The following is a 23,139-nucleotide window of genomic DNA, read 5'->3' on the forward strand; positions in this document are numbered from 1 at the left end:
GGCGGGGATCATTGACCCCCGCCGTTTCGTTTTCACGCTATCAAGGCGCGATCAGTTCGACGGAGGCGTGCGCTTGGCGGCCTCTTCGTCTTCTTCATCGGCCCTGGCTTCTGCAGCCTGCGCTGCGGCGTCGGCATGGCCATCGGCGACCGGATCGATCGACGGCGTCACCACGGCTTCGGCGACCGGGGCAGCGGCCTCGATCGGCGCGGCTTCCACCGCCACCGGCGCGACCGGCTGTTCCACGATCGGCGCAGTCTCGACGACCGGCGTGGCTTCAACGGCCGGGGCGGCCTCCACCGCCGGGCCACTCTCACTGGCCACCGGCTTGGTTTCAACCACCGGGGTTGCTTCAACCACCTGCGGCTTCAATTCCACGACCGGCGCGGCCTCGACCGCGACCGGCTTCGTTTCGATCACCGGAGCGGCTTCAGCCACTGCGGTCGTTTCAGCCACAACCGGCTTTGCTTCGATCACCGGCGCGGCAGCGTCCACCACCGGAGTGGCGTCGGCGACCGGCTGAACCGGGGTCGCAGCGTCGATGGCATCGAGCATGCTGGTCTGCACCGGCGAGGACACCGTTTCAGTTTTCGCAGCAGCCTCGGCCGGCGCCTGCGCTTCAGCCGCGACGGGGGCGGCGACTTCGACCACGGCGCTGCTCACCACCGCAACCGGTGCGGAAACCGCAGCGGCGGCAGCGCGGGCCGGCTTCCCGGCTTCGATGGCGATCGGCTCGACTTCGTCATCGAAGTCGAACTCCGGCTGCGAACGGACCGGCTGCACCGCAGCAACCGGAGCGGTTCCGGCAGTGTTGTTGACGCTCGGCTCGGCGGCGTCGGTGTCTTCACCGTCATCACCATCGTCCTGGTCATCGCCCAGGGCGTCGCTGCCGACGGCATTCTCGGTGCCACCGCGACGACGGCGACGGCCACCACGACGGCCACGACGACGGCGGGTTGCCCCTTCGCCTGCCTGCTCGCCATTGGTGTCGGTTGCAGCCTCCTCGCCGGCAACCGCAGTCACCTCGGCCGCGCTGCCAGCGTTGGCAGCGGTGTCGGCCGACGCAGCGGCTTCCACCGGAGCGGCGGGTGCCGGAGCAACCGGCGTCACCGGCGCGGTGGCTTCCAGCGCGTTCACCCCGTTGGCGGCGACGGCCGTAGCGGCTACGGCTGCCGCTGCGGTCACGGCTTCGGCAGGTGCTTCGGCGGCATTGCGCTGCGGCTTCTCGGCCGGCTTGTCACCGTCCTGCTGCTGCGGGCGCGGCTGCTTGGGCTGCTTCAGCTTCGGCTGCTGGTTCTGGTTCTGGCCCTGCTGCTCGTTGCGCGGCTTGTTCTGCTGCTGCGGCTGCTGCTGGCCATCCTTGTGCTGCGGCTCCTTCTGCTTGCCCTGCTGCGGCTGCTGTTGCGCATTGCCGCTGTTGCCGTTGCGGCCGTCCTTGCGCTGCTCGCCGCGGTCCTTGCGGTTGCCGCCATCCTTCTGCTGCTGCGCGTTGCCATTGCCACGACTGTCGTCGCGACGGTCCTTGCGGTCCTTGTTGCGATCCTTGTTGCGGTCCTTGCGGCTACCGTCCTGCGACTGACGCGCCGCCGGAGCGGCCGGCGCCGGCGCCGGGGCCGGCTCGCCACCGAACACGCGCTTGAGCCAGCCGATCACGCCGCCGCTGGGGGCCGGGGCCGTCGGTGCGACCGCGACCGGGGCCGGAGCTGCCTTGGCCGGCTCAACTTCCTCGCGAACCGGGGCGGGCGAGGTGTGCTTGACCTGGGTCACCGCCGGCGGCGGGATGTTCAGCTGGCCCTTGGTCAGCGCGTGCACCGGCAGCTTGCGCGGGGTGCCCCGCTGGTAGCTGGGCTTGCTGCTTTCTTCACCCAACTCATTCTCGCGCAGGCGGGTGACGGTGTAGTGCGGGGTATGCAGCTGCTCGTCGGCGACGATCACGATCGGCGCCTCGTGGCGCTGCTCGATCTCGCGCAGGGCGCTGCGCTTCTCGTTCAGCAGGTAATTGGCGATCTCCACGGGGGCCTGCACCAGCACCTGCCCGGTGTTCTCCTTCATCGCATGCTCTTCGGCGACGCGGATGATCGACAGCGACAGCGACTCGACGCTGCGCATGCGGCCGTGGCCGTCACAGCGCGGGCAGACGATCTGGCTGGACTCGCCCAGGCTCGGGCGCAGGCGCTGGCGGCTCATTTCCAGCAGGCCGAAGCGCGAGATGCGGCCGACCTGGACGCGGGCCCGGTCGTACTTCAGCGCGTTGGCCAAGCGGTTCTCGACCTCGCGCTGGTGCTTGTTGGAGGCCATGTCGATGAAATCGATGACCACCAGGCCACCCAGGTCGCGCAGGCGCAGCTGGCGGGCCACTTCCTCGGCCGCTTCCAGGTTGGTCTGGAACGCGGTGTCCTCGATGTCGCTGCCCTTGGTGGCGCGCGAGGAGTTCACGTCGACCGCGGTCAGTGCTTCGGTCTGGTCGACCACGATCGAGCCGCCCGACGGCAGGCGCACGTTGCGCTCGTATGCACCTTCGATCTGCGACTCGATCTGGAAGCGGTTGAACAGCGGGATGTCGTCCTTGTAGTGCTTGAGCTTGCGCAGGGTCTGCGGCATCACCTGCTGCATGAACTCGCGGGCGTGCTCGTACATCTCCTCGGTGTCCACCAGGATCTCGCCGATGTCGGCGCGCAGGTAGTCACGCAGGGCGCGCACGATCAGGCGCGACTCCTGGTAGATCAGGAACGGAGCGGGCTTGCTCAGCGCGGCTTCGGCAATGGCGCGCCAGACGTTGAGCAGGTAGTCCAGGTCCCACTGCAGTTCTTCCGCATCGCGGCCGACGCCGGCGGTACGGATGATCACGCCCATGTCGTCGGGAATATTCAGCTTGTCCAGCGCGTCCTTCAGCGCGGCCCGGTCTTCGCCCTCGATGCGGCGGGACACACCACCGGCGCTGGGCGAGTTCGGCATCAGCACCATGTAGCGGCCGGCCAGCGAGATGAACGTGGTCAGGGCGGCGCCCTTGTTGCCACGCTCTTCCTTGTCGACCTGGACGACGATCTCCTGGCCTTCCTTCAGCAGTTCGCGGATGCCGGCCTTGTTGTGGTCGACGCCGGCCTGGAAGTAGTCGCGGGAGATTTCCTTCAACGGCAGGAAGCCATGGCGGCCCCCGCCGTATTCGACGAAGGCCGCTTCCAGCGAGGGCTCGATGCGGAAGATCCGGCCCTTGTAGATGTTGGACTTCTTCTGTTCCTTCGACGGCTGCTCGATGTCGATGTCATACAACGACTGGCCATCCACGATGGCAACACGCAGCTCTTCAGCCTGCGTTGCGTTGATCAGCATTCGCTTCATTGTTGCGTTCCTCGCAAGCGGCTACCGCGCGGAACGCCATGGGGTTTCGCCTCTGGACACGGCTCGCCGCCCATTCGCGCAAGCGCGGGGAGGGCGGCTTGGGTTTCCAGCGCTACGACACCACGGCAGGCCGCGGGAGCGCTTCACTCTTATGGGTTTTGGGTGTTGCAGGGCCGCAGGCAGCTGTCAGCCAGGCTGGAGCGCCACGCGGGACATGTTCAGCACGGTTGCGTGTCAGGCATCCGGCGATGGCCGGGAAGGCCGGTGAGCCGCTAACATGGCCGCCCCGCGGGCGGTGGTCGCGCACTGTGCCGGATTCGTCGGAAGCTGGGCTTCTGGCCCTGAGTAACTTCCAACGAAATCAATCCCTTATCTCGCCCCCCGAGTGTAACAGAATAAACAGCCTGATGACCGCCCAAGACCCCACCAAGCCCGCAGGCGACAAGCCTTCCGTGCGCATGATCACCGTTCCCGCCGACCGCGCCGGCCAGCGCCTGGACAACTTCCTGCTCGGCCAGCTGAAGGGGGCCCCGCGCAGCCTGGTCTACAAGCTGGTGCGCAGTGGCCAGGTGCGGGTCAACGGCGGTCGCGCCAAGGCCGAGCGCAAGCTGGAGGCGGGCGATGAGGTGCGTGTACCACCCGTGCGTCTCAGCGAGGAGGGAGACAAGGCCGGTCCACCTGAGGCGTTCATGCGCCGCCTGGAGCAGGCCATCGTGTTCGAGGATGCCCGCCTGCTGGCCCTGAACAAGCCCTCTGGCGTGGCCAGTCATGGCGGCAGCGGCATCAGCTTCGGGGCGATCGAGACCCTGCGTGCCCTGCGCTCGGGGCAGACCCTGGAGCTGGTCCATCGGCTGGATCGCGACACCTCCGGCCTGCTGATCGTGGCCAAGAAGCGCTCGGCGCTGAGTGAACTGCAGGCCCTGCTGCGTGAAGACCATGGCGCCGGCATCCGCAAGCGCTACCTGACCCTGCTGGCCGGGCGCATGCCCGATGGCGTGATGACGGTGGACGCGCCGCTGCACGTGGGCCTGCGCCAGGGCGGCGAGCGCCATGTGCAGGTCAACGCGATCGGCAAGGAATCGATCAGCCACTTCCGGGTGCTGGAGCGCCGCGGCGGCCATTCGTACTGCGAGGTGCGCATCGAGACTGGCCGCACCCATCAGATCCGCGTGCACGCCCAGCATCTGGGCCACCCGGTGGCCGGTGACGACAAGTACGGCGATCTGGCGGTGAACAAGCGGCTTCGTGAGCAGATCGGGCTGAAGCGCCTGTTTCTGCACGCTGCTTCGCTGGAGTTCGCGCTGGATGACGGCAAGAGCCCATACGTGCTGAACGCGCCGCTGGCGGATGAGCTGGTTGAGGCGCTGGACCGCCTGCGCTGACGGCGGTTCGGCGGCGCCGGGTGCTTGGTCGGCGCCGTCGCTTCCCTGCGATGAGTGGGCTCGTCACTTTCTTTGCTCGTGCAAAGAAAGTAACCAAAGAAACACGCCGCCATCCGCGAGCCGGCGCTGCGCACCGGTACCCTGCGCTCCTCGGTCCGCCGAGGGGCGGCGCGGAACTCGCTGCGTTCAGACACCCGCGCCTCTTCGCCCTCGCCGGACCTGCGGTGCTCGGCTCGCTACAAGGCGGACCTGACAGCCGCAGCGTAGACCCATACCCGCACGCAGCCCTTGTAGAGTCGAGCCACGCTCGACTCACGCGCGCAGCGCGGGCTTCGCTTTTTCATTCTTTCATCGCGCGGCTGGCACGCCTATAGCCTGTCAGAGGCCGGGCGAGGTGGGTTTGGGGGGGTGTAAGCGCCATGGATGGCGCGCCCAAGCCCCAAGGATGGGTTTACGGCGTCCCCCGCAAACCCACCTCGGCCGGCCCAACCCGGAATGTCGCTCCGCCAGCCGCGAGGGGGCTCAGCCCGTTGGCCGGGAACCCCTCACCACTTGAACAGCACCAGGCTGATCGCCAGGGTGCCCATGCCGGCCACCAGGCCATACACGGTTTCGTGGCCCTTGGCATAGCGCTTGGCCGCCGGCAGCAGCTCATCCAGCGCCAGGAACACCATCACGCCGGCGATCAGTCCGAACACCCAGCCAAACGTGGCGTGCGACAGCGATCCTGACAACAGCCAGTAGCCCAGCGCCGCGCCCACCGGCTCGGCCAGGCCGGACAGCAGGCTGGCGCTGAATGCATAGGCCTTGTTCTGGGTGGCGAAGTACACAGGCACCGCGATCGCGATGCCCTCGGGGATGTTGTGGATGGCAATGGCAAAGGCCAGTGGCATGCCCACCGACGGGCTTTCCAGCGTGGCGAAGAAGGTCGCCAGCCCTTCCGGGAAATTGTGCGCTGTGATCGCGACCGAGGTCAGCAGTGCGACCCGCTTCAGGTACTCGCGGCTGTTTTCGCGGAACGCGGGGTCCTGCTTGTCCAGGCTGTCATGCGGATTCGGAATGAAGTGATCGATCAGCACGATGACGATCACGCCCAGCAGGAACGCCAGGGTGCCGTAGGTGAAGCCGCTGCGCTCGCCATAGGCCAGGGCGAACGATGCGATGGACTTGTTGAGGATTTCCGATAGCGACACGTAGACCATCGCGCCGCCGGCGAAGGCTAGGCCAAAGGCCAGCAGGCGCGGGTTGGGGCGGCGCGAGAACAGCACCAGCAGGCTGCCGATGGCGGTGGCCAGGCCGGCCGCGAGGGTGACCGCCAGCGCGATCCAGACGTTTTCAGGGGGAATCTGCAGCATTTGCCGACGCGGTCCTGGTCAACAGACAACCGCCCCGGATGAGCCCGGGGCGGGTAGGGCGAGGCGGGCCTTGTCGGGGCGCGCGATCAGCCGCCGCGGCGCAGGCGCTCTTCGATCGCGAAACACTGGTCCGGCTTCGGCTGCGGCGGGTTGAAGCTGACCGGCACCTGGATGGTGGCCGGCACCGGCTGGCCGTTGCGGGTGGCGGCCTTGAACTGCCAGCCCTGCACGGCGGTCCTGGCCAGCTCGTCCAGCTGCGGATTGCCGGCGCCGGTGAGCAGGGCGACCTCGCTCGGCTTGCCGTCGGTGCCGATGGTCACCTTGAACGTGCTGGTGCCACCCACGCCCATGCAGGCCAGTTCAAGCGGGTACTGCGGCGGCGGCGTCTTCACCGCGGCCACCTCGGTCGGCGCGGTCGCTGGCGGCGCCGGCGGCTCGGAGGCACCACAGCCGGCCAGGCCGGTCGCAGCGATCAGGGACAGGCTCAGCAAACGAATGTTCATGGCAGTTGCTCCGTCAGGGCCGAAGTCTTTGCCGCGCAGATGAAGTCGTTCTCGCTCAGGCCGCCCACATCGTGGGTGGAGAAGCGCACCACAGCGCGGTCGTAGTGCACGCCCACGTCCGGATGGTGGTCCTCGCGGTGAGCAATCCAGGCCAGCGCGTTCACGAAGGCCATGGTGGCGTAGTAATCCTTGAAGCGGAAGGTGCGTGTCAGGGCCTGGCTGCCCTCGCTCAGCTCCCAGCCGGGAACCTGCGGCATCAGTTCGGCCAGGCGGGCCTCGCCGAGCTTGTGGTCGCTGCCTTTGCGTGGCACGCAACGGGCCTGGGCCAGTGGAATCAGGTCGGCCATGGGAATCTCCACCTCGTGTTGACTGAACAATGCGCCGGACGGTGTATAAACCGAATGAGCGGCTGACGCGTACTTGGCTAGAATAGCCTGATGATCCAGATCTCCGACACTGCCCAGACCCACTTCCGCAAGCTGATCGAACGCGAGGGCGTGCCCGGCATGGGCGTGCGCCTGAGCGCGGTCGACCCCGGCACCCCGCGCGCCGACGCCCGGCTGGAGTTCGCCGAACCGACCGACCTACTCGGCGACGAGTGGGCGGTGGACTGCGATGGTTTCACGCTCTACGTTGATGCCGGCAGCGTCGGTTGGCTCGATGGCGCCGAGATCGACATCGTCGCCGGCAGTGCCGGTACCCAGCAGCTGACCATCAAGGCGCCGCGCATCAAGGGCGAAGCGCCCGGTGATGCCGCCTCGCTGGTCGAGCGCGTGCACTGGGTGGTGGAAAACGAAATCAATCCGCAGCTGGCCTCGCATGGCGGCAAGGTGGCCGTGCAGGAAGTTTCGGCCGAAGGCGTGGTGCTGCTGCGCTTCGGTGGCGGTTGCCAGGGCTGCGGCATGGCCGACGTGACCCTCAAGCAGGGCATTGAAAAGACCCTGATGGGCCGCGTGCCGGGCGTGACCGCCGTGCGCGATGCGACCGACCACGACAGTGGCCACGCGCCGTATATCCCTCGCGGCAACGCCGCCTGATCGTTGACGCGTGCCTCTGACCCGGGCCGAGCAGTTCATCGACCTGCTGCTGGCCCGCCAGCAGCCCAGGGCCGTCCTCGAGAAAACCACGCGCCTGCCGTATGGCTGGGCGCTGTGGCTGCGCTCGCTCGGTCCGTTGCCGCGGCCGCTGCACGCCAGCGAGTTGATCGCGGTGCTGCTGCCGCGTCCGCTGCCAGGGCCACCCGGGCAGTTGCCCCGGTTGTCACCCTGGCAAGCGATGCGCCGTCTGTTCTGGCAGGACTGGGATGCTGCGCCGCGCGACCAGCGCTGGATGCGTTGGGTCTCGGCCTTGGCCAGTGCGCTGCTGCATCTGCTGTTCTTCATGCTGCTGCTGTGGGTGGCGGTGATCCGCGCCACGGCACCGGAAGACCAAGGCGCCGAGGGCGAGCGCGTGCAGGTGGAGTTCGTCGGTCGCGCTACCCAGGAGGGCGGCGGCGATCAGCCAGGTGCGGAAGCGGCGGCCGCTGCACCGCCGGGCCAGGTTGCAGCTGGCCAGAACGCAGGGGCCGCAACGGCGCCTGAGCCGCGTCCGGCGTCCGCGTCGGCAGCTGCGTCCGCACCCGCTCCGGCTGCAGTGGCCAGCGTGCCGCCGCCGCCCGCCGAATCCGAGCCGGCGCCGGTCGCGGCACCGCCGCCGTCTCCGGTGCAGGCCACCGAAGTAGCCGAGGCCAGTACGGATTTCGTGGTGCCACCTGTCAGCGTGCCGCGCACGGAGATCAGCATCGTGCCGCGCGACACGGTACCGACGGTGCGCGAGCGCAGCGTGCAGCCGGTGCAGGCGCCGGCGGCCCCGGCCGCACTGCGTGCGCCGGAGATCGCGGTGCGGACGCCGCAGCTGCGTGACATCCCGGTGCAGGAGCGTGAAATCAGTACGGTCGATGCGCCGGCGATATCGCAGCCGCTGCGCACGGCCGATCTACAGGTCCGTGTGCCGCAGCGCGATGTGCAGGTGCGCGAGCGTGAAGTGCAGGCCGTGGTCGATCCGCAGGTACGGATGGCTGCTGTGGCCGGGCGCGAGCCGACCGTGCGAGCGCCGGCAGGCCGTGACCTGCAGGTGCGCGAGCGCGAAGTTGCGTCGGCACCCGCGGCGGCGCCTTCAACGTCCAGTGGCAGCGCGCCAGCGGCAACGCCGGCGCCTGCGGCCAGTAGCACTGCAACCCAGGCCAACAGCAGCACGCCACGGCCATCCGCCTCCAGCACGAAACCGGCCCAGGTCGGAGCGCGCCCGGCCCCCGATCCGGGCAACTGGGCCACGCCCGCCAAGGGCGACGACTGGGGTGCATCGAGCCGCAACCATGACGGCGCCGACAATGGCGCCCGGCAGGCCAGCGCCACCGGCAAGGGCAGTGGCCTGTTCAACGCCGATGGCAGCGTCCGCGTGCCGGGCCAGGAAGGCGATGGACGTGCCGAGCGCGGTGCGCCCGGTGGTGCCAACGACGGCTGGAGCAAGGAACGCATCGCGCAATCGGGCACCTGGTTGAAGCGACCGCCTTACGACTACACGCCCACGTCATTCGACAAATACTGGGTCCCGCAGGAATCGCTGCTGGCCGAGTGGGTGCGCAAGGGAATAAAGGCAATGGAGATTCCGTTGCCGGGTACCAATACGAAGATTTCCTGCGTGATCTCGATCCTGCAGGCCGGTGGTGGCTGTGGCCTTACCAATCCGAACATGCAGGACCAGCCGGCCGTGGCGCGGCCACCGCCGGACATTCCGTTCAAGAAAGAACTGCAGGAAGATAACGGGAGCCGGTAGGCTAGAGAGCGCGCCACGCCCTGGCAGGCTCGCTTGGGTAGGTGTCAATCTTGGTTGGCGCAGAAGCGCCGGCCAAGGTCGGCATCCACCACGGCAGTGACCTTACGCGCTCTGCGACAGGAACACCCAGAACGGGACGTCGCGGCCAAGCCAGTCGCGGCTGGTCTCGTCCATCACGTCCAGCAGGGTGTCGAAGTCCTTCTGCGCGGTGGCGCGCAGCGCGTCCACGTCGCACAGGAACAATGCATAGCCGTTGGCTGGCAGCCATTGCAGGTCGCGTAGATTGTCCGACAGCGCATCCCAGTTACCGCCGAAACCGGCCGGAAAATCCAGCTGCGCGGCCAGCCGTGCGAGCAGGGTGCGCTTGTCGGCCACCCCTTCCAGATCGATGCGGATCACCTTCAGCCCGGCATCGCGCATTGCGGCGGCCAGGGCGCCGATGTCGTCGCTGTCGATGGCGTAGACACCGGCATTGTTGATGTCGTGCAGGCCGAGGCCGAAATCGTCATGGCTCATCACTGCGCTCCCTGGGCCGGTACGGTGAAGCTGCGGAATGATTCGTAGTGGTCGTCGGTGTAGTACCACGCCTCCGGCGGATCGCCGCCGGTGACGATGCGGCGCGTGCCACGGGTGCGCGCGCCGGGGGTGTCCACGGTGTATTCGCGGTAGTAGCCGCGCGGACGCTGCGGTAACTGCTGTTCGCGGTTGCCGAACGTGCTGCCATCCTGGCGGTGCGGGAACGGCCCGCCGCGCTGGATCAGCGCGATCGTCTGCCGGGCTTCGGCGGGCAGGAAGGTGGGCAGACCGTTGTCCCTGCCGGGCGTGGCCGTGGCCGGTGCGCGCGCGGCAGGCGCACCCTGCAGGTCCGGCGCGAACTGCGGCGCCGGCGGGCGCTGCATGAAATGGTTGACTACCAGGCCGAGCAGCAGCAGGGCGATGGCGGTGATCAGCAGCCGGGGGTTGCGCATGGGCAAGGGAGCGGGCGAGGGTGGTGCTCGCACTGTAGCGCCTGCGCGCTGCACGGCGCATGAGGAGGGGGCTGCGTCACCGCCGCGTAACAATTGCCGTCGTGCTCACCGGCGGGACGCAATTTCCTTTACATCCCCCTTGGTAATCTGCCGTTCTGTCCCCATCATTCACCGCGCACCGCCCGACAACGTCGGGTGCCCTCGCAATCAGGAGATGCACCATGGCCTATACCCTGCCCAAGCTGTCCTACGCCTACGACGCGCTGGAACCGCATATCGATGCGGCGACGATGGAAATCCATCACACCAAGCATCACCAGACCTACATCAACAACGTCAACGCGGCGCTGGAAGGCACCGAGTACGCTGACCTGCCGGTCGAAGAACTGGTGAAGAAGCTCAAGTCGCTGCCGGAGAACCTGCAGGGTCCGGTGCGCAACAACGGTGGTGGCCATGCCAACCACTCGCTGTTCTGGACCGTGATGGCTCCCAATGCTGGCGGCAACCCGGTGGGCGACGTGGCCAAGGCCATCGACAAGGACCTGGGCGGCTTCGACAAGTTCAAGGACGCCTTCACCAAGGCGGCGCTGACCCGTTTCGGCAGCGGCTGGGCGTGGCTGAGCGTGACCCCGGACAAGAAGGTGGTGGTCGAAAGCACCGGCAACCAGGACAGCCCGCTGATGGAAGGCAACACCCCCATCCTCGGCCTGGACGTGTGGGAGCACGCGTACTACCTGAAGTATCAGAACCGTCGCCCGGAATACATCGGCGCGTTCTTCAACGTCATCGACTGGAACGAAGTCGAGCGCCGTTACCAGGAAGCGATCGCCTGATCGCGGTGATGGGATGAACGGAGAAGGCCGGGGAAAACCCGGCCTTTTCTGTTGCAGGAATCATTCGGTAGTGCCGGCCGCTGGCCGGCAATCGTGTGATCCCCGGGAAGCCGGCCAGCGGCCGGTACTCCCTATTCGGCGGTGGCCGTATTGCCTTGCAGGCGCAACGTGGCCATCACGCCCAGGCGCAGGCCGGGCAGGTCGCCGTCGGCCGGCAGCAGGATCGGCTGCTGGCGGATGCCGTCGAAATGCTTGACCTGGAAGAGCACATCCAGACCATGGCCAGTGCTGCCCCCGCCACTGGCCGCAGGCGCCTCGGCGCGGCCGCCGGGATTGCGCCGCGCCGGCTGGAAGCCCGGCGTGCTGCGCACCAGTTCCATCGTGTTGGCCGAGAAGTCGCCGGCGATCAGGCTGGGCATGCCCTCGGCGGTGGCAGCAATCCAGGTCATCAGGTCGCTGGTCTGGTGCTGGCGCGCGGCGGCCTCGTCCGGGTCGGGGCGGAGCCGTGCCACATAGATGTTGACCAGCGCCTCGCCCAGCTTCAGCCGCATCATGCCGGCCGCGCTGAAGGTGCCGGGAGGATGCAGCAGGGTCACGCCGTCCTCGCTGACCGGCAGCCGGGTCAGCATCGCGTTGCCATGCCGCAATGTCTGGCTGGGTGGATCGGCGGTAACGAAGTCGCAGCTGTAACGAAGCCGGCTGGCCAGCCAGCAGGCCGGGTTGCGGCCCTGCTGCTGCAGCACCTGCTGCACCGAGATCACGTCCGGCTGCAGGTCGGTCAGCAACTGCGCGACCTGCTCGCGGCGCAACTTCCATTGCGCATCATCGTGGCTGGGCAGCTCCAGCGCGGCCACCGTCAGCTGGCGGGAGCCGCTTTCGCTGGCCGCCGTGGCCGGTGCCTGCGGCCGCGCCTGTGCCTGCAACGCCATCAGCAGCATCAGGCAACTGAGCAGGAGACGGGCGGGGGGGAGGGAGCGCATAACGATAAGTTTACGCTTTTGTCGTGCAGGTGCCGTGACTTCCGGCACGGAGCGCGGTTGCCTGCCATGGATGGGCACCGTTGTCATGCAGCCCTGCAGCGTGCTTCGCAAGGCCCGGTTCCGGTAACCTTGCGCCTTTCGCTTTGCAGGAATGCCTTACAGGATGAGCCACGACGCAGTTGCCCCCATCGCCGGCCAGGGAAAGATGCCGCGCCAGATCCCGTACATCATCGGCAATGAGGCCTGCGAGCGGTTCAGTTTCTACGGGATGCGCAACATCCTGGTGCAGTTCCTGATCACCTCGCTGCTGCTGCAGGAAATCACGGCCGAAGGCCGTGCCGGTGAAGCCAAGGACATCATGCACAGCTTCATGATCGGCGTGTATTTCTTCCCGCTGCTCGGGGGTTGGCTGGCCGACAGGTTCTTCGGCAAGTACCACACCATCCTCTGGTTCAGCCTGGTCTACTGCGCCGGCCATCTGTGCCTGGCGCTGTTCGAGAACAGCCGCGAGGGCTTCTTCCTCGGCCTGGGCCTGATCGCCCTGGGTGCCGGTGGCATCAAGCCGCTGGTGGCCTCCTTCATGGGCGACCAGTTCGACCAGAGCAACAAGCACCTGGCCAAGATCGTCTTCGACGCCTTCTACTGGATCATCAACTTCGGCTCGCTGTTCGCCTCGCTGCTGATCCCGCTGGCGCTGAAGAACTGGGGCCCGCAGTGGGCGTTCGGCATCCCGGGCATCCTGATGTTCATCGCCACCTTCGTGTTCTGGCTGGGCCGCAAGCGTTACGTGCTGGTGCCGCTGCCACCGAAGGACCCGCACTCGTTCGCCAACGTGGTGCGCACTGCGCTGACCGCACGCGCGGCCGGCCAGGGCCGCCCGGGCCTGGTGATCGCCGTGCTCGGCCTGGTGCTGGCAGCGGCGTCGTTCGGCCTGGTCGGTTCGCTGGGCATCGTGATCTGCCTGTGCCTGGCGCTGGTGGCCATTCTCGCCGGCATCGGTGGCGGCACCTGGTTGCAGCTGGACCGGGCCCGTGGCCAGCATCCAGCCGAAGCCGTGGAAGGCGTGCGCTCGGTGCTGCGCGTGCTGGTGATCTTCGCGCTGACCACGCCGTTCTTCTCGCTGTTCGACCAGAAGGCCTCGACCTGGGTCCTGCAGGGCCAGCAGATGCAGATGCCGAGCTGGTTCAGCGCCTCGCAGATGCAGGCGCTGAACCCGCTGCTGGTGATGATCCTGATTCCGTTCAACAACCTGGTGCTGTACCCGGCCCTGCGCCGCTTCGGCTTGGAGCCGACCGCGCTGCGCCGCATGACCGCCGGCATCGCCTTCAGTGGCCTGGCCTGGATCGTGGTCGGCGGCATCCAAGTGGTGATGGACGGCGGCAACGCTTTGTCGATCTTCTGGCAGATCCTGCCGTATGCATTGCTGACCTTCGGTGAGGTGCTGGTCTCGGCCACCGGCCTGGAGTTCGCCTACAGCCAGGCGCCGCAGGCGATGAAGGGCGTGGTGATGAGCTTCTGGAACCTGACCACCACCATCGGCAACCTGTGGGTGCTGCTGTCCAACGCTGCCGTGCGCAACGATGCGGTGACCCACAAGATCGCCAGTACGGGCCTGAGCGAGGCGGCATTCCTGATGTTCTTCTTCGCCGGTTTCGCCTTCGTCGCGGCGTTGGCCTTCGGTTGGTACGCGAAACGCTATCGTATGGTCGACAACTACCGTAGCGCCTGAGCCTGACATGACCCCCGTCAATCTGCTGTTGATCGCCATCACCGCCCTCCTGTCGTGGATGGCGTTCAACAACCGCAAGCTGGCCGACCGCCTGATCCTCTGGCCGCCGGCCGTCGACCGCCATCGCCAGTACGACCGGCTGGTGACCTATGGCTTCATCCACGCCGACTGGTCGCACCTGATCTTCAACATGATCACCCTGTTCTTCTTCGGGGGATTCATCGAGAGCGTGATGGTGCAGCTGACCGGCAGCTACCTGACCTACCCGGCGTTCTACATCGGTGCGCTGCTGGTCTCGATCCTGCCCAGCTACCTGAAGAACCAGAAGAACCCGAACTACCTCAGCCTCGGGGCATCCGGGGCGGTGTCGGCGGTGCTGTTCGCCTTCATCCTGATCAAGCCGTGGTCGATCATCCTGGTGTTCTTCATCCCGGCACCGGCGATCATCTATGCCGCGTTCTATGTCGGCTACAGCATCTGGATGGACAAGCGCGGCGGCGACCGCATCAACCACAGCGCACACCTGGCCGGTGCGGCGTTCGGCGTGATCTTCATGCTGGCCATGCAGCCGAGCATCTTCACCCACTTCCTGCGCGAACTGTCCAACCCGACCTTCCGCCTCGGCGGCGGTTGAAGCGGGTAGCGGGGCGAATCGGTGACGATTCGCCCCGGTTTTCAGAGCGTGTGCTGCTGGCCGTAGGTATCCAGCAGGCGGGCGAACACTTCCTCGCCGATGCGCTGGAAATCCTGGTCTTCGGTCTGCCCTTCCACCGCAAGTTGCAGCAGGCCCTCCAGCAGGGCGCGGTCAGTATCTGAATGGGAATCGCTGGGGTGCATCGGAGCCTCCGCGGGGGTGCGCATGGTCAATGGACGCAAGGGGCGTGCCAAGCTGGCCGTACCCCTCCACAGGCGATAGCGGCCGTCAGCGCTCCAGCTTGAGGGTCGCAAACTGACGTGAATGGATCAGACTTGCCCCTGTTCAGGCTTCACGCGATCATGGCGCCCGGCTGCGCACCATCCACGCAGTCGCCGCAGGAGACAGTTCCATGGCTTCGGTCACGCCCCCCGGTCTGGCCTATGAGGTCGAACACGACCTGGCCAACCATCGCTTCACCGCCCGTGTGCGTGGACAGCTGGCGGTGCTGGACTACCAGATCAAGCGCAAACGCATGGTCATCACCCACACCGAGGTGCCTGAGCCGATCGCCGGCCGTGGGATCGCCGGTGAGCTGACCCGCGTGGCACTGCGTTTCGCCCGCGAGCAGAAGTACAAGGTGGTGCCGGCCTGTTCCTACGCCGAGGCGTTCCTGCAGCGGCATGAGGAGTATCACGATCTGCTCGCTGGCTGAACGCCGGCGGGCCACGCTTCAGCCATGGCAGGCAATGATGTACAAACATGAACAGGGGATCCCGATGAAGATTGGAAACAACCGGCCACTGCGCGGCAGCGCGTTGGCCGGCGTGGTGGGCGTGCTGTTGCTGGCCGGTTGCCAGCGTGAAAGCGAGCCGGCACCGGCGACCGACGCGGCCCCCGCCGCCGAGGCCACTGCCGCAGGTGAAACGCCGGCCACGGAAGCGCCGCTGGACCTGCGCGACGTGATCGAGAACAACGAGCGCGAAGTGGTGGGCATCAGCTACCCGGCCGGCATCGATCGCTACCCGGGCCTGGCGCGCGCGCTGCAGAACTACGCAACCAGCGCACGCAGCGACCTGCAGCAGGCACTGGACGGGCTCGGCAATGACAAGCCGACCATGCCCTACGAACTGTCGCTGAGCTTCGAGAAGCTGCTGGAAACGCCGCAGTTGGTGGTGGTCAGTGCCGATGGCAGCCGCTATACCGGTGGCGCCCACGGCGAGCCGCTGGTGGCGCGCTTTGTGTGGTTGCCGCAGCAGCAGCAGATGCTCAGTGCCGAAAAGCTGGTGGCCGACGCCAAGGGCTGGAAGGCGATCAGCGATTTCGTCGCCGACCAGCTGCGCGAACGCGTGGCCACCCGGCTCAGCGGCGAGGACATGGATCCGGCCCAGCTGCAGGAATCGCTGCGCAACGCGTCACGCATGATCGCCGACGGTACCGGGCCGCAGGCCGACAATTTCAGCCAGTTCCAGCCGTTGACCAACGACAAGGGGCAGATCACCGCGCTGCGCTTTGTGTTCCCGCCGTACCAGGTGGGGCCATACTCGGACGGCACCCAGACCGCCGACGTACCGGCGGCGGTGCTGTTGCCGCACGTGGCCAAGGACTACGTGGAGCTGTTCGCACGCGGTTGACCGCAGTCGAGGAGGTGGCGTGGATACAGGGTTGCAGGAGCGGGTCGCCGGCCTGCTGCAGGAAGCCGGGGTCCGCATCGGCGGCACCCAGCCACAGGACATCCAGGTGCATGACCCGCGTTTCTTCGCGCGGGTCATGGGCCAGGGCTCGCTCGGCCTCGGCGAGAGCTACATGGACGGCTGGTGGGACGCCAACGTCCTGGATGAATTCCTGGTCCACCTGATGCAGGCGCACCTGGACGAACGGGTGCACGGCTGGCGCGAAGTGGCCGATGCGCTGAAGGCGCGCCTGTTCAACCTGCAGGCCGGGCAGGGCAGCTACGAGGTCGGCCGCCGCCACTACGACCTCGGCAACGATCTCTACCAGGCCATGCTGGGCCAGCGGCTGGTCTACAGCTGCGGCTACTGGCGCCATGCCGGTGACCTGGATGCCGCGCAGGAAGCAAAGCTTGATCTGGTCTGCCGAAAGCTGGGCCTGCGCCCGGGCCAGCGCGTGCTGGACATTGGCTGCGGTTGGGGCGAAGCTCTGAAGTTCGCCGCTGAGCGCTACGGTGTGAGTGGCGTCGGCGTGACGATTTCGCAGGAGCAGGCCGAGTTCGCGCGGAACCTGTGCGCGGGCCTGCCGATCGAGATCCGATTGCAGGACTACCGCGAGCTGGACGAACCGTTCGATGCGATTTTCTCGATCGGCATGTTCGAGCACGTCGGTGACAAGAACTACGCGGGCTTCTTCGAGGTGGCCAAGCGTTGCCTGTCGCCGCGCGGCCTGCTGCTGTTGCACAGCATCGGCACCAACATCTCCCGGCATCGCACCGATCCGTGGATCGCGCGCTACATCTTTCCCAACTCGATGCTGCCGTCGGCGGCGCAGATCACCCGGGCGTTCGAAGGCCGTTTCGTGCTGGAAGACTGGCACAACTTCGGCACCGACTACGACCTGACCCTGCAGGCATGGCGGCGCAACGTGGAAGCAGCGTGGCCACGGCTGGATGCGCGCTATGACGAGCACTTCCGCCGCATGTGGCGCTTCTACCTGGCCGGGTCGATGGCCACCTTCCGCTGCCGGCACGCGCAGCTGTGGCAGCTGGTGCTGTCGCCGGAAGGCGTGCCGGGTGGGTACGTGGCGCCGCGCTGATCTGGAAGCGCATCCACGCATGGCGTGGATCTACTGGAGTGCGTCATGTGTGGATCGATGATGCCGGGGTTCGTGGCGCGAATGGATCGTGCCGACCGGCGGTCGGCACCCACCAGTAGATCCACGCCATGCGTGGATGTCCCAACAAAAAAACCGCCCGGTTTACCGGGCGGTTTTCGTTTCAGGCTACCGCGCAGGCGATCAGTTGCCGGCGCCGGTCAGGCCACGCTTTTCCAGCAGCGGTTCGATCTGCGGCTCGTGGCCGGCGAAATCGCGGAACAGCTGCATCGCGTCGACGCTGCCACCCTTGGACAGCAGCGTGGCGCGGAAGTGGTCGCCGTTCTTGCGGCTCAGGCCGCCGTTGTCCTTGAACCACTTCTGGGTGTTGGCGTCGAGCACTTCCGACCAGATGTAGGCGTAGTAGCCGGCCGAATAGCCGCCCATGATGTGGCTGAAGTACGGCGTCTTGTAGCGCGGCGGCACCGGCGCGTAGTAGATGCCGTCCTTCTCCAGCGCGGCGCGCTCGAAGGCCATCACGTCCTTGGCGGCCGGCACCTGGTCGGCGCCGATCTGGTGCCAGCGCTGGTCCAGCATGGCCGCACCCAGGTACTCGGTGGTAGCGAAGCCCTGGTTGAACTTGGCTGCCGCCAGCACCTTGTCCAGCAGTGCCTGCGGCATCGCCGAACCATTCTGGTAGTGCTTGGCGTAGTTCTTCAGGATGACCGGGTTGTCGGCCCACATCTCGTTGACCTGCGAGGGGAACTCGACGAAGTCACGCGGCACCGAGGTGCCCGAGAAGTACGGGTACTTCACGTTGGAGAACATGCCGTGCAGGGCGTGGCCGAACTCATGGAACGTGGTGCTCACTTCATCCCAGGTCAGCAGGGTCGGCTGGCCGGCCGGCGGCTTCGGGATGTTCAGGTGGTTGGCCACCACCGGCTTGAAGCCGGTCAGCTTCGACTGCGAGACGTACGAGTTCATCCACGCACCGCCACGCTTGGACGCACGTGCATACGGGTCGAAGATGAAGATCGCCAGCTGGCTGCCATCGGCGTCGAACACATCGTAGACGGTGACGTCGTCGTGGTAGACCGGCAGGTCGGTGCGCTGCTTGAAGGTCAGGCCGAATTCCAGGTTGGCGGCATGGAACACGCCGTTCTCCAGCACGTTCTTCAGTTCGAAGTACGGCTTCAGCTGTGACTCGTCGAAGTTGTACTTGGCCTGGCGCACCTTCTCGCTGTAGAAGGCCCAGTCCCACGGTTCCAGCTTGAACGTCGGCTTGCCGGCCGCCTTCTGTTCCTGGTCGATCATCGCCTGCAGGTCGGCGGCCTCACGCTTGGCGTTGGCCACTGCGGCCGGGGCCAGCTTGCCCAGCATCGCGTTGACCGCTTCCGGCGTCTTGGCGGTCTGGTTGGTCAGGTTGTAGGCGGCGAAGTTCGGGAAGCCCATCAGCTTGGCCTTGTCGGCACGCAGCTGCATGATGCGCGAAACCAGCGCGGTGTTGTCGAACTCACCGCCGCGGCTGCCGCGGCTGACCGACGCTTCGTAGATCTTCTGGCGCAGGGCGCGGTTGGCCAGGTTGGTCAGCGGCGGCTGGCCGGTGGTGTTGAGCAGGGTGATTACATACTTGCCTTCCAGGCCCCGGGCCTTGGCGGCTTCGGCGGCGGCGGCGATCTGCTCCTTGGACAGGCCGTCCAGTTCCTTGACGTCGTCGACGGTGATCGCCGAGGCGTTCACCTCCGACTGCACGTTCTGGCTGAACCTGGTGCCCAGGCTGGCCAGCTCGGCGTTCATCTCCTTCAGCTTGGCCTTGTCGGCCTCGGACAGCTTGGCGCCGGCGCGCACGTAGTTGTCGTAGTACTTCTCGACCAGGCGCACGCCTTCGGCGTCCAGGCCCAGCTGGCTGCGGGTGTCATACAGCGCCTGGATGCGGGCGAACAGCTTGCCGTTCAGTGCGATCGCATCGCTGTGCGCGGCGAACTTCGCCGAGTAGTCGGCCTGCAGCTTCTTGCGGGTGTCGTTGGTGTCGGCACCGACCAGGCTGAAGAACACGGTGGTCGCGCGGTCGAGGACATCACCGCTCTTTTCCAGGGCGATGATGGTGTTGTCGAAGGTCGGCTTGGCCTTGTTGTTGGCGATGGCCTCCACCTCCTTCAGCTGCTGCGCCATGCCGGCGTCGAAGGCCGGGGCGAAGTCGCTGTCCTTGATCTTGTCGAACTGCGGGAAGTGCAGCGGCAGCGGGCTTTCGGCGAAGAACGGATTGGCCTGCTGGGCGGTGCTGCTGGCGGCCGGGGTGGCGGCGCTGGCCGAGAAGGCGGGCAGGGCAAGGCCGAGGGACATGGCCACGGCAAGGGCAAGGCGGGTGGTCAAGGCAGGAACTCCGGTAAGGCAAACAAGGGCCCGAGGGTAACCCGGCCGGCGGCGCCCGCACTTGTGTCAAAAGGCATGTTGCCGCGGCCGGGCGCGGGTACCATGCATTCACTGCCCACGGTTCAGCGCCATGACCACTGCCTACGATTTCAGCTTCCGCGACCTCGACGGCCAGCCACAGGCCCTCGCCGGGTACCGGGGTCACCCGCTGTTGCTGGTCAATGTCGCCAGCCGCTGTGGCTTCACCCCGCAGTACACCGGGCTGGAACAGCTGTGGCAGGAGTATCGCGAGCGTGGCCTGGTGGTGATCGGCTTCCCATGCAACCAGTTCGGCGCGCAGGAGCCGGGGGACGCCGCGCAGATCCGCCAGTTCTGTTCGCTGGATTATCCGGTCAGCTTCCCGCTTTCGGAGAAGATCGAGGTCAACGGCGAGGGGGCTGATCCGTTGTGGGCATGGCTGTCACGCGAGAAGCGCGGTCTGCTCGGCAGTGCCCGCATCAAGTGGAATTTCAGCAAGTTCCTGGTCGACCACCAAGGGCAGGTGGTGTCGCGGCATGCGCCCACCACCCGGCCGGAGCAGCTGCGCGGCGCGATTGAAGCGCTGCTGTGAGGTAGTGCCGGCCGCTGGCCGGCAACCTCGTGGGCCAGGAAGCGCCGGCCGCTGGCCGGCACTCCCGTTGCAGCATCATTTCTCGACGAACGCGCGCTCGAACACGTAGTGGCCCGGCTGGCCGATGCGCGGCGATACCTGGAAGCCGCGGGCATCGAGCACGCTGCGCAGATCAGCCAGCATCTGCGGGCTGCCGCAGATCATCGCGCGGTCGTTTTCCGGGCTCAGTTCCGGCAGGCCGAGGGTGCGCTGCATCTGGCCGCTTTCCATCAGCGAGGTCAGGCGGCCCTGGTTGGCGAACGGCTCGCGGGTAACGGCCGGGTAGTACAGCAGCTTGTCGCCGATCATGTCGCCGAGGAACTCGTGCTCCCGCAGTTCCTTCTCGAAGTAATCGCGATAGGCCAGGTCCTTTTCGTAGCGCACGCCGTGGCAGAGGATCACCTTCTCGAAGCGCTCATAGGTTTCCGGGTCCTTGATCACCGACAGCCACGGCGCCAGGCCGGTGCCGGTGCCCAGCAGGTACAGATTCCTGCCGGGGTGCAGGTCGCTGATCAGCAGGGTGCCGGTGGGCTTCTTGCCGACCAGCACCTTGTCACCCGGCTTGATGTGCTGCAGGCGCGAGGTCAGCGGGCCGTCCTGCACCTTGATGCTGAAGAACTCCAGCTGCTCTTCCCAGTTGGCACTGGCGATGGAGTACGCACGCAGCAACGGGCGCGCGTCGGTTTCCAGGCCGATCATCACGAACTGGCCGTTCTCGAAGCGGAAGCCGCTGTCGCGGGTGGTGGTGAAACTGAAGTAGGCGTCGGTCCAGTGGCGGACCTCAAGCACCGTTTCGGCGCCAAAAGCGGAGGACATGGGCGTATCTATCGAAAGTCGTCGGAGGTGATTCTATCTCAAATGAGACAGGTTCTCATTGGGCGGAACGAGAGGCGTTCTCAGCGGTAACCGGCCGCCTGCAGTTCGAACAATTCGGCGTAGCGGCCGCCCTGTGCCATCAGCTGCTCATGGGTGCCGCTGGCCTCGATGCGGCCATCGGCCAGCACCAGGATGCGGTCGGCCATGCGTACCGAGGAAAAACGGTGGGAGATCAGCACTGCGGTGCGATTATCCGCCAGTTCCCTGAACCGCTGGAACACGTCGAACTCACTGCGCGCATCGAGCGCGGCGGTGGGCTCGTCGAGGATCATCACCTGCGCGTTGCGCATCCAGGCGCGGGCGATGGCGATCTTCTGCCATTGGCCGCCGGACAGGTCCACGCCCTGCTTGAAGCGACGGCCGATCTGCTGCGCGTAGCCGCCGGGCAGGTCGTCGATCACTTCCTCGGCCATGCCACGCCGTGCCGCGTCGGCGATGCGCGCCTGATCGTCCATCGCCTCGACCTGGCCGACGCCGATGTTCTCGCCCGCGCTGAGGTTGTAGCGCACGAAATCCTGGAAGATCACCCCGAGGTTGGCACGCAGGTCGTCCAGGTCGTAGTCGCGCAGGTCGCGGCCGTCGAGCAGGATGCGGCCTTCGTCCGGCTCGTACAGCCGTGCCAGCAGTTTCACCAGCGTGGTCTTGCCCGCGCCGTTCTCGCCGACCAGGGCCAGCACTTCGCCGGCCTGCAGCTGGAAATCGAGGTGGCGCACCGCCCACTGTTCGGCATCGGGATAGCGGAAGCCGACGTCCTCGAACACGAAGCCCTGGCGGATCGGCTGCGGCACGCGCACCGCCCCTTCGCGCGAGTGGATCTCCGGCTGGATCTGGAAGAACGAGAACAGGTCATCCAGGTACAGCGCCTGGCTGGCCACCTGCGAGAATCCGATCAGCAGGCCCTCCAGGAGTTGGCGCAGGCGCAGGAAGCTGCCGGCGAGGAAGGTCAGGTCGCCGATCGTGAAGTCGCCGCGTACCGTGCGCCAGGCGATGTAGGCGTAGGCGGTGTAATAGCCCAGCGTGCCGAGCGCGGCCAGCAGCGTGCCCCAGAACGCGCGGCGCCGTGCCAGTGCGCGGTTGGCCAGGAACAGCGCCACCGACAGGCGCCGGTAGCGCTCCACCAGGAAGCGGTGCAGGTTGTAGATCTTCACTTCCTTGGCCGTTTCCACGCTGGCACCCAACTGGCGCAGGTAGTCGAGCTGGCGGCGCTCGGGCGTCCACTGGAAGTTGAGGCTGTAGCCGGCCGCATTGAAGTGCGATTCGCCGATGAAGGCCGGCACCAGTGCCAGCGCCAGCAGCAGGATCAGCCACGGCGCATAGACCAGCAGGCCGATGGCGAGGCTGGCCACGGTGATCGCATCCTGCACCTGGCCGAACAGCTGGCTCATCAGGTTCATCCGGCCCATGGTCTGGCGCCGTGCACGGTCCAGCTTGTCCTGCAGGTCCGGGTCCTCGAAGTCCTCCAGATCCAGCGTCGCGGCGTGTTCCATCAGGCGGATGCTGGTGGCGTTGGCGAACAGTTCCGAGAGCAGCGCATCGGCATAGCTGACCAGCCGGCCGAGCAGGTCCGAGGCGATGGCCAGGCCGAATTCCAGCGCCAGCAGGCCCAGCAGTGGATTGAGCAGTCCGCTGGGCAGCGCCTCGCCCAGTGGCGGGAAGCCGGCACCGTGCTGGCTCAGGTGCAGGGCGCTGTCGATGATCAGCTTGCCGACGTACAGCATCGCCACCGGCAGCAGCGCGCGGATCAGGCGCAGCCCGAGGCTGGCCAGGGTGAGCGCGGGACTGGTCTTCCAGACCATGCTCAGGAACGGCGGCAGGTTGCGCATCGCCCTGAAGCGCTGGCGCAGGCTGGGTTTCTTCGCGGCGGCAGCGCCAGCGGTGGGGGTAGCAGGCATGCGCGTATTGTGCGCGCCTGATACGTGCAGAGGGGGTCAGTGCAGG

21 protein-coding genes are annotated in these 23,139 nt (G+C 66.8%); 10 read left to right on the forward strand and 11 right to left on the reverse strand.

Annotated elements, in window-relative coordinates; genetic code table 11:
- Nucleotides 1-51 precede the first annotated feature (51 nt).
- Nucleotides 52-3,339, reverse strand: coding sequence for a ribonuclease E (gene rne, locus BN1263_RS11265; protein WP_058981204.1), 3,288 nt, complete (start codon nt 3,337-3,339; stop codon nt 52-54).
- Between the two features lie 407 nt (nt 3,340-3,746).
- On the opposite strand from rne, the gene BN1263_RS11270 reads away from it, so the two are divergent.
- Nucleotides 3,747-4,721 (forward strand): RluA family pseudouridine synthase, encoded by a 975-nt coding sequence (locus BN1263_RS11270; RefSeq protein WP_058981206.1) that lies wholly within the window; start codon nt 3,747-3,749, stop codon nt 4,719-4,721.
- Nucleotides 4,722-5,266: 545 nt separating this feature from the next.
- Here BN1263_RS11270 and zupT read toward each other — a convergent pair.
- The 3 genes from zupT to BN1263_RS11285 all read right to left on the reverse strand — a co-directional run bounded on the left by zupT (nt 5,267) and on the right by BN1263_RS11285 (nt 6,926).
- Complete coding sequence (gene zupT, locus BN1263_RS11275) at nt 5,267-6,076, reverse strand: zinc transporter ZupT (protein ID WP_019660453.1); 810 nt, start codon at nt 6,074-6,076, stop codon at nt 5,267-5,269.
- An 86-nt stretch (nt 6,077-6,162) separates the two neighbouring features.
- The gene (locus BN1263_RS11280) at nt 6,163-6,579 is read right to left on the reverse strand and encodes an energy transducer TonB (RefSeq protein ID WP_058981208.1); all 417 of its coding nucleotides are present in this window, start codon (nt 6,577-6,579) and stop codon (nt 6,163-6,165) included.
- Nucleotides 6,576-6,926 carry a 4a-hydroxytetrahydrobiopterin dehydratase gene (locus tag BN1263_RS11285; protein ID WP_058981209.1) on the reverse strand — a complete coding sequence of 117 codons (351 nt, stop codon included), beginning with the start codon at nt 6,924-6,926 and terminating at the stop codon, nt 6,576-6,578. Before BN1263_RS11285 ends, BN1263_RS11280 begins: the two co-directional genes overlap by 4 nt.
- A gap of 90 nt (nt 6,927-7,016) precedes the next feature.
- On the opposite strand from BN1263_RS11285, the gene BN1263_RS11290 reads away from it, so the two are divergent.
- Nucleotides 7,017-7,616: an NfuA family Fe-S biogenesis protein gene (locus BN1263_RS11290; protein ID WP_005410314.1), complete on the forward strand. Its 600-nt coding sequence runs from the start codon at nt 7,017-7,019 to the stop codon at nt 7,614-7,616.
- Nucleotides 7,617-7,626: 10 nt separating this feature from the next.
- Nucleotides 7,627-9,393 carry a hypothetical protein gene (locus BN1263_RS11295; protein WP_058981211.1) on the forward strand — a complete coding sequence of 589 codons (1,767 nt, stop codon included), beginning with the start codon at nt 7,627-7,629 and terminating at the stop codon, nt 9,391-9,393.
- A 102-nt stretch (nt 9,394-9,495) separates the two neighbouring features.
- Here the strand turns inward: BN1263_RS11295 and BN1263_RS11300 are convergent, their stop codons facing one another.
- Together BN1263_RS11300 and BN1263_RS11305 are read right to left on the reverse strand one after the other, a co-directional pair.
- The gene (locus BN1263_RS11300; protein WP_019660448.1) at nt 9,496-9,909 is read right to left on the reverse strand and encodes a barstar family protein; all 414 of its coding nucleotides are present in this window, start codon (nt 9,907-9,909) and stop codon (nt 9,496-9,498) included.
- Complete coding sequence (locus BN1263_RS11305) at nt 9,909-10,361, reverse strand: guanyl-specific ribonuclease (RefSeq protein ID WP_058981214.1); 453 nt, start codon at nt 10,359-10,361, stop codon at nt 9,909-9,911. Before BN1263_RS11305 ends, BN1263_RS11300 begins: the two co-directional genes overlap by 1 nt.
- Nucleotides 10,362-10,582: 221 nt before the next feature.
- On the opposite strand from BN1263_RS11305, the gene BN1263_RS11310 reads away from it, so the two are divergent.
- Nucleotides 10,583-11,194 (forward strand): superoxide dismutase, encoded by a 612-nt coding sequence (locus BN1263_RS11310; protein ID WP_005410310.1) that lies wholly within the window; start codon nt 10,583-10,585, stop codon nt 11,192-11,194.
- A gap of 131 nt (nt 11,195-11,325) precedes the next feature.
- Here BN1263_RS11310 and BN1263_RS11315 read toward each other — a convergent pair whose 3' ends face one another.
- Nucleotides 11,326-12,174: an endonuclease/exonuclease/phosphatase family protein gene (locus tag BN1263_RS11315; RefSeq protein ID WP_058981215.1), complete on the reverse strand. Its 849-nt coding sequence runs from the start codon at nt 12,172-12,174 to the stop codon at nt 11,326-11,328.
- Nucleotides 12,175-12,337: 163 nt separating this feature from the next.
- On the opposite strand from BN1263_RS11315, the gene BN1263_RS11320 reads away from it, so the two are divergent.
- Nucleotides 12,338-13,903 carry a POT-type proton-dependent oligopeptide transporter gene (locus BN1263_RS11320; protein WP_019660445.1) on the forward strand — a complete coding sequence of 522 codons (1,566 nt, stop codon included), beginning with the start codon at nt 12,338-12,340 and terminating at the stop codon, nt 13,901-13,903.
- A 7-nt stretch (nt 13,904-13,910) separates the two neighbouring features.
- Nucleotides 13,911-14,537 carry a rhomboid family intramembrane serine protease gene (locus BN1263_RS11325; protein ID WP_058981217.1) on the forward strand — a complete coding sequence of 209 codons (627 nt, stop codon included), beginning with the start codon at nt 13,911-13,913 and terminating at the stop codon, nt 14,535-14,537.
- A gap of 41 nt (nt 14,538-14,578) precedes the next feature.
- Here BN1263_RS11325 and BN1263_RS20705 read toward each other — a convergent pair whose 3' ends face one another.
- Nucleotides 14,579-14,740 carry a hypothetical protein gene (locus BN1263_RS20705; protein ID WP_167692790.1) on the reverse strand — a complete coding sequence of 54 codons (162 nt, stop codon included), beginning with the start codon at nt 14,738-14,740 and terminating at the stop codon, nt 14,579-14,581.
- Nucleotides 14,741-14,949: 209 nt separating this feature from the next.
- Between BN1263_RS20705 and BN1263_RS11330 the strand changes: the two genes are divergently transcribed.
- The 3 genes from BN1263_RS11330 to cfa are packed head-to-tail and all read left to right on the forward strand — an operon-like array spanning nt 14,950 to nt 17,306.
- Nucleotides 14,950-15,252: a GNAT family N-acetyltransferase gene (locus BN1263_RS11330; RefSeq protein ID WP_019660442.1), complete on the forward strand. Its 303-nt coding sequence runs from the start codon at nt 14,950-14,952 to the stop codon at nt 15,250-15,252.
- Nucleotides 15,253-15,289: 37 nt separating this feature from the next.
- Nucleotides 15,290-16,171 carry a PdaC/RsiV family protein gene (locus BN1263_RS11335; protein WP_058981432.1) on the forward strand — a complete coding sequence of 294 codons (882 nt, stop codon included), beginning with the start codon at nt 15,290-15,292 and terminating at the stop codon, nt 16,169-16,171.
- 19 nt (nt 16,172-16,190) lie between these two features.
- Nucleotides 16,191-17,306 carry a cyclopropane fatty acyl phospholipid synthase gene (cfa, locus tag BN1263_RS11340; protein ID WP_058981219.1) on the forward strand — a complete coding sequence of 372 codons (1,116 nt, stop codon included), beginning with the start codon at nt 16,191-16,193 and terminating at the stop codon, nt 17,304-17,306.
- A 201-nt stretch (nt 17,307-17,507) separates the two neighbouring features.
- On the opposite strand, the gene BN1263_RS11345 is transcribed toward cfa, so the two are convergent.
- Complete coding sequence (locus tag BN1263_RS11345) at nt 17,508-19,676, reverse strand: M3 family metallopeptidase (protein WP_058981221.1); 2,169 nt, start codon at nt 19,674-19,676, stop codon at nt 17,508-17,510.
- A gap of 130 nt (nt 19,677-19,806) precedes the next feature.
- On the opposite strand from BN1263_RS11345, the gene BN1263_RS11350 reads away from it, so the two are divergent.
- Nucleotides 19,807-20,286: a glutathione peroxidase gene (locus tag BN1263_RS11350; protein WP_058981223.1), complete on the forward strand. Its 480-nt coding sequence runs from the start codon at nt 19,807-19,809 to the stop codon at nt 20,284-20,286.
- Nucleotides 20,287-20,361: 75 nt separating this feature from the next.
- Here the strand turns inward: BN1263_RS11350 and BN1263_RS11355 are convergent, their stop codons facing one another.
- The gene (locus BN1263_RS11355) at nt 20,362-21,141 is read right to left on the reverse strand and encodes a ferredoxin--NADP reductase (RefSeq protein WP_058981225.1); all 780 of its coding nucleotides are present in this window, start codon (nt 21,139-21,141) and stop codon (nt 20,362-20,364) included.
- A gap of 80 nt (nt 21,142-21,221) precedes the next feature.
- Nucleotides 21,222-23,093, reverse strand: coding sequence for an ABC transporter ATP-binding protein (locus tag BN1263_RS11360; protein WP_058981226.1), 1,872 nt, complete (start codon nt 23,091-23,093; stop codon nt 21,222-21,224).
- Between the last annotated feature and the right edge of the window lie 46 nt (nt 23,094-23,139).

The sequence above is a fragment of the Stenotrophomonas thermophila genome (assembly GCF_001499715.1).
In the GTDB taxonomy this organism is placed as follows: Bacteria; Pseudomonadota; Gammaproteobacteria; order Xanthomonadales; family Xanthomonadaceae; genus Stenotrophomonas; species Stenotrophomonas hibiscicola.

Bases quoted from the DNA above. Each gene is read 5' to 3' on its own strand.
- BN1263_RS11360 (WP_058981226.1), bottom strand. From the start codon at position 23,093: ATGCCTGCTACCCCCACCGCTGGCGCTGCCGCCGCGAAGAAACCCAGC.
- BN1263_RS11310 (WP_005410310.1), top strand. From the start codon at position 10,583: ATGGCCTATACCCTGCCCAAGCTGTCCTACGCCTACGACGCGCTGGAA.
- BN1263_RS11270 (WP_058981206.1), top strand. From the start codon at position 3,747: ATGACCGCCCAAGACCCCACCAAGCCCGCAGGCGACAAGCCTTCCGTG.
- BN1263_RS11325 (WP_058981217.1), top strand. From the start codon at position 13,911: ATGACCCCCGTCAATCTGCTGTTGATCGCCATCACCGCCCTCCTGTCG.
- BN1263_RS11300 (WP_019660448.1), bottom strand. From the start codon at position 9,909: ATGAGCCATGACGATTTCGGCCTCGGCCTGCACGACATCAACAATGCC.
- BN1263_RS11355 (WP_058981225.1), bottom strand. From the start codon at position 21,141: ATGTCCTCCGCTTTTGGCGCCGAAACGGTGCTTGAGGTCCGCCACTGG.
- BN1263_RS11290 (WP_005410314.1), top strand. From the start codon at position 7,017: ATGATCCAGATCTCCGACACTGCCCAGACCCACTTCCGCAAGCTGATC.
- BN1263_RS11350 (WP_058981223.1), top strand. From the start codon at position 19,807: ATGACCACTGCCTACGATTTCAGCTTCCGCGACCTCGACGGCCAGCCA.
- BN1263_RS20705 (WP_167692790.1), bottom strand. From the start codon at position 14,740: ATGCACCCCAGCGATTCCCATTCAGATACTGACCGCGCCCTGCTGGAG.
- BN1263_RS11330 (WP_019660442.1), top strand. From the start codon at position 14,950: ATGGCTTCGGTCACGCCCCCCGGTCTGGCCTATGAGGTCGAACACGAC.
- rne (WP_058981204.1), bottom strand. From the start codon at position 3,339: ATGAAGCGAATGCTGATCAACGCAACGCAGGCTGAAGAGCTGCGTGTT.
- BN1263_RS11315 (WP_058981215.1), bottom strand. From the start codon at position 12,174: ATGCGCTCCCTCCCCCCCGCCCGTCTCCTGCTCAGTTGCCTGATGCTG.
- BN1263_RS11280 (WP_058981208.1), bottom strand. From the start codon at position 6,579: ATGAACATTCGTTTGCTGAGCCTGTCCCTGATCGCTGCGACCGGCCTG.
- BN1263_RS11335 (WP_058981432.1), top strand. From the start codon at position 15,290: ATGTACAAACATGAACAGGGGATCCCGATGAAGATTGGAAACAACCGG.
- BN1263_RS11320 (WP_019660445.1), top strand. From the start codon at position 12,338: ATGAGCCACGACGCAGTTGCCCCCATCGCCGGCCAGGGAAAGATGCCG.
- BN1263_RS11305 (WP_058981214.1), bottom strand. From the start codon at position 10,361: ATGCGCAACCCCCGGCTGCTGATCACCGCCATCGCCCTGCTGCTGCTC.
- BN1263_RS11285 (WP_058981209.1), bottom strand. From the start codon at position 6,926: ATGGCCGACCTGATTCCACTGGCCCAGGCCCGTTGCGTGCCACGCAAA.
- zupT (WP_019660453.1), bottom strand. From the start codon at position 6,076: ATGCTGCAGATTCCCCCTGAAAACGTCTGGATCGCGCTGGCGGTCACC.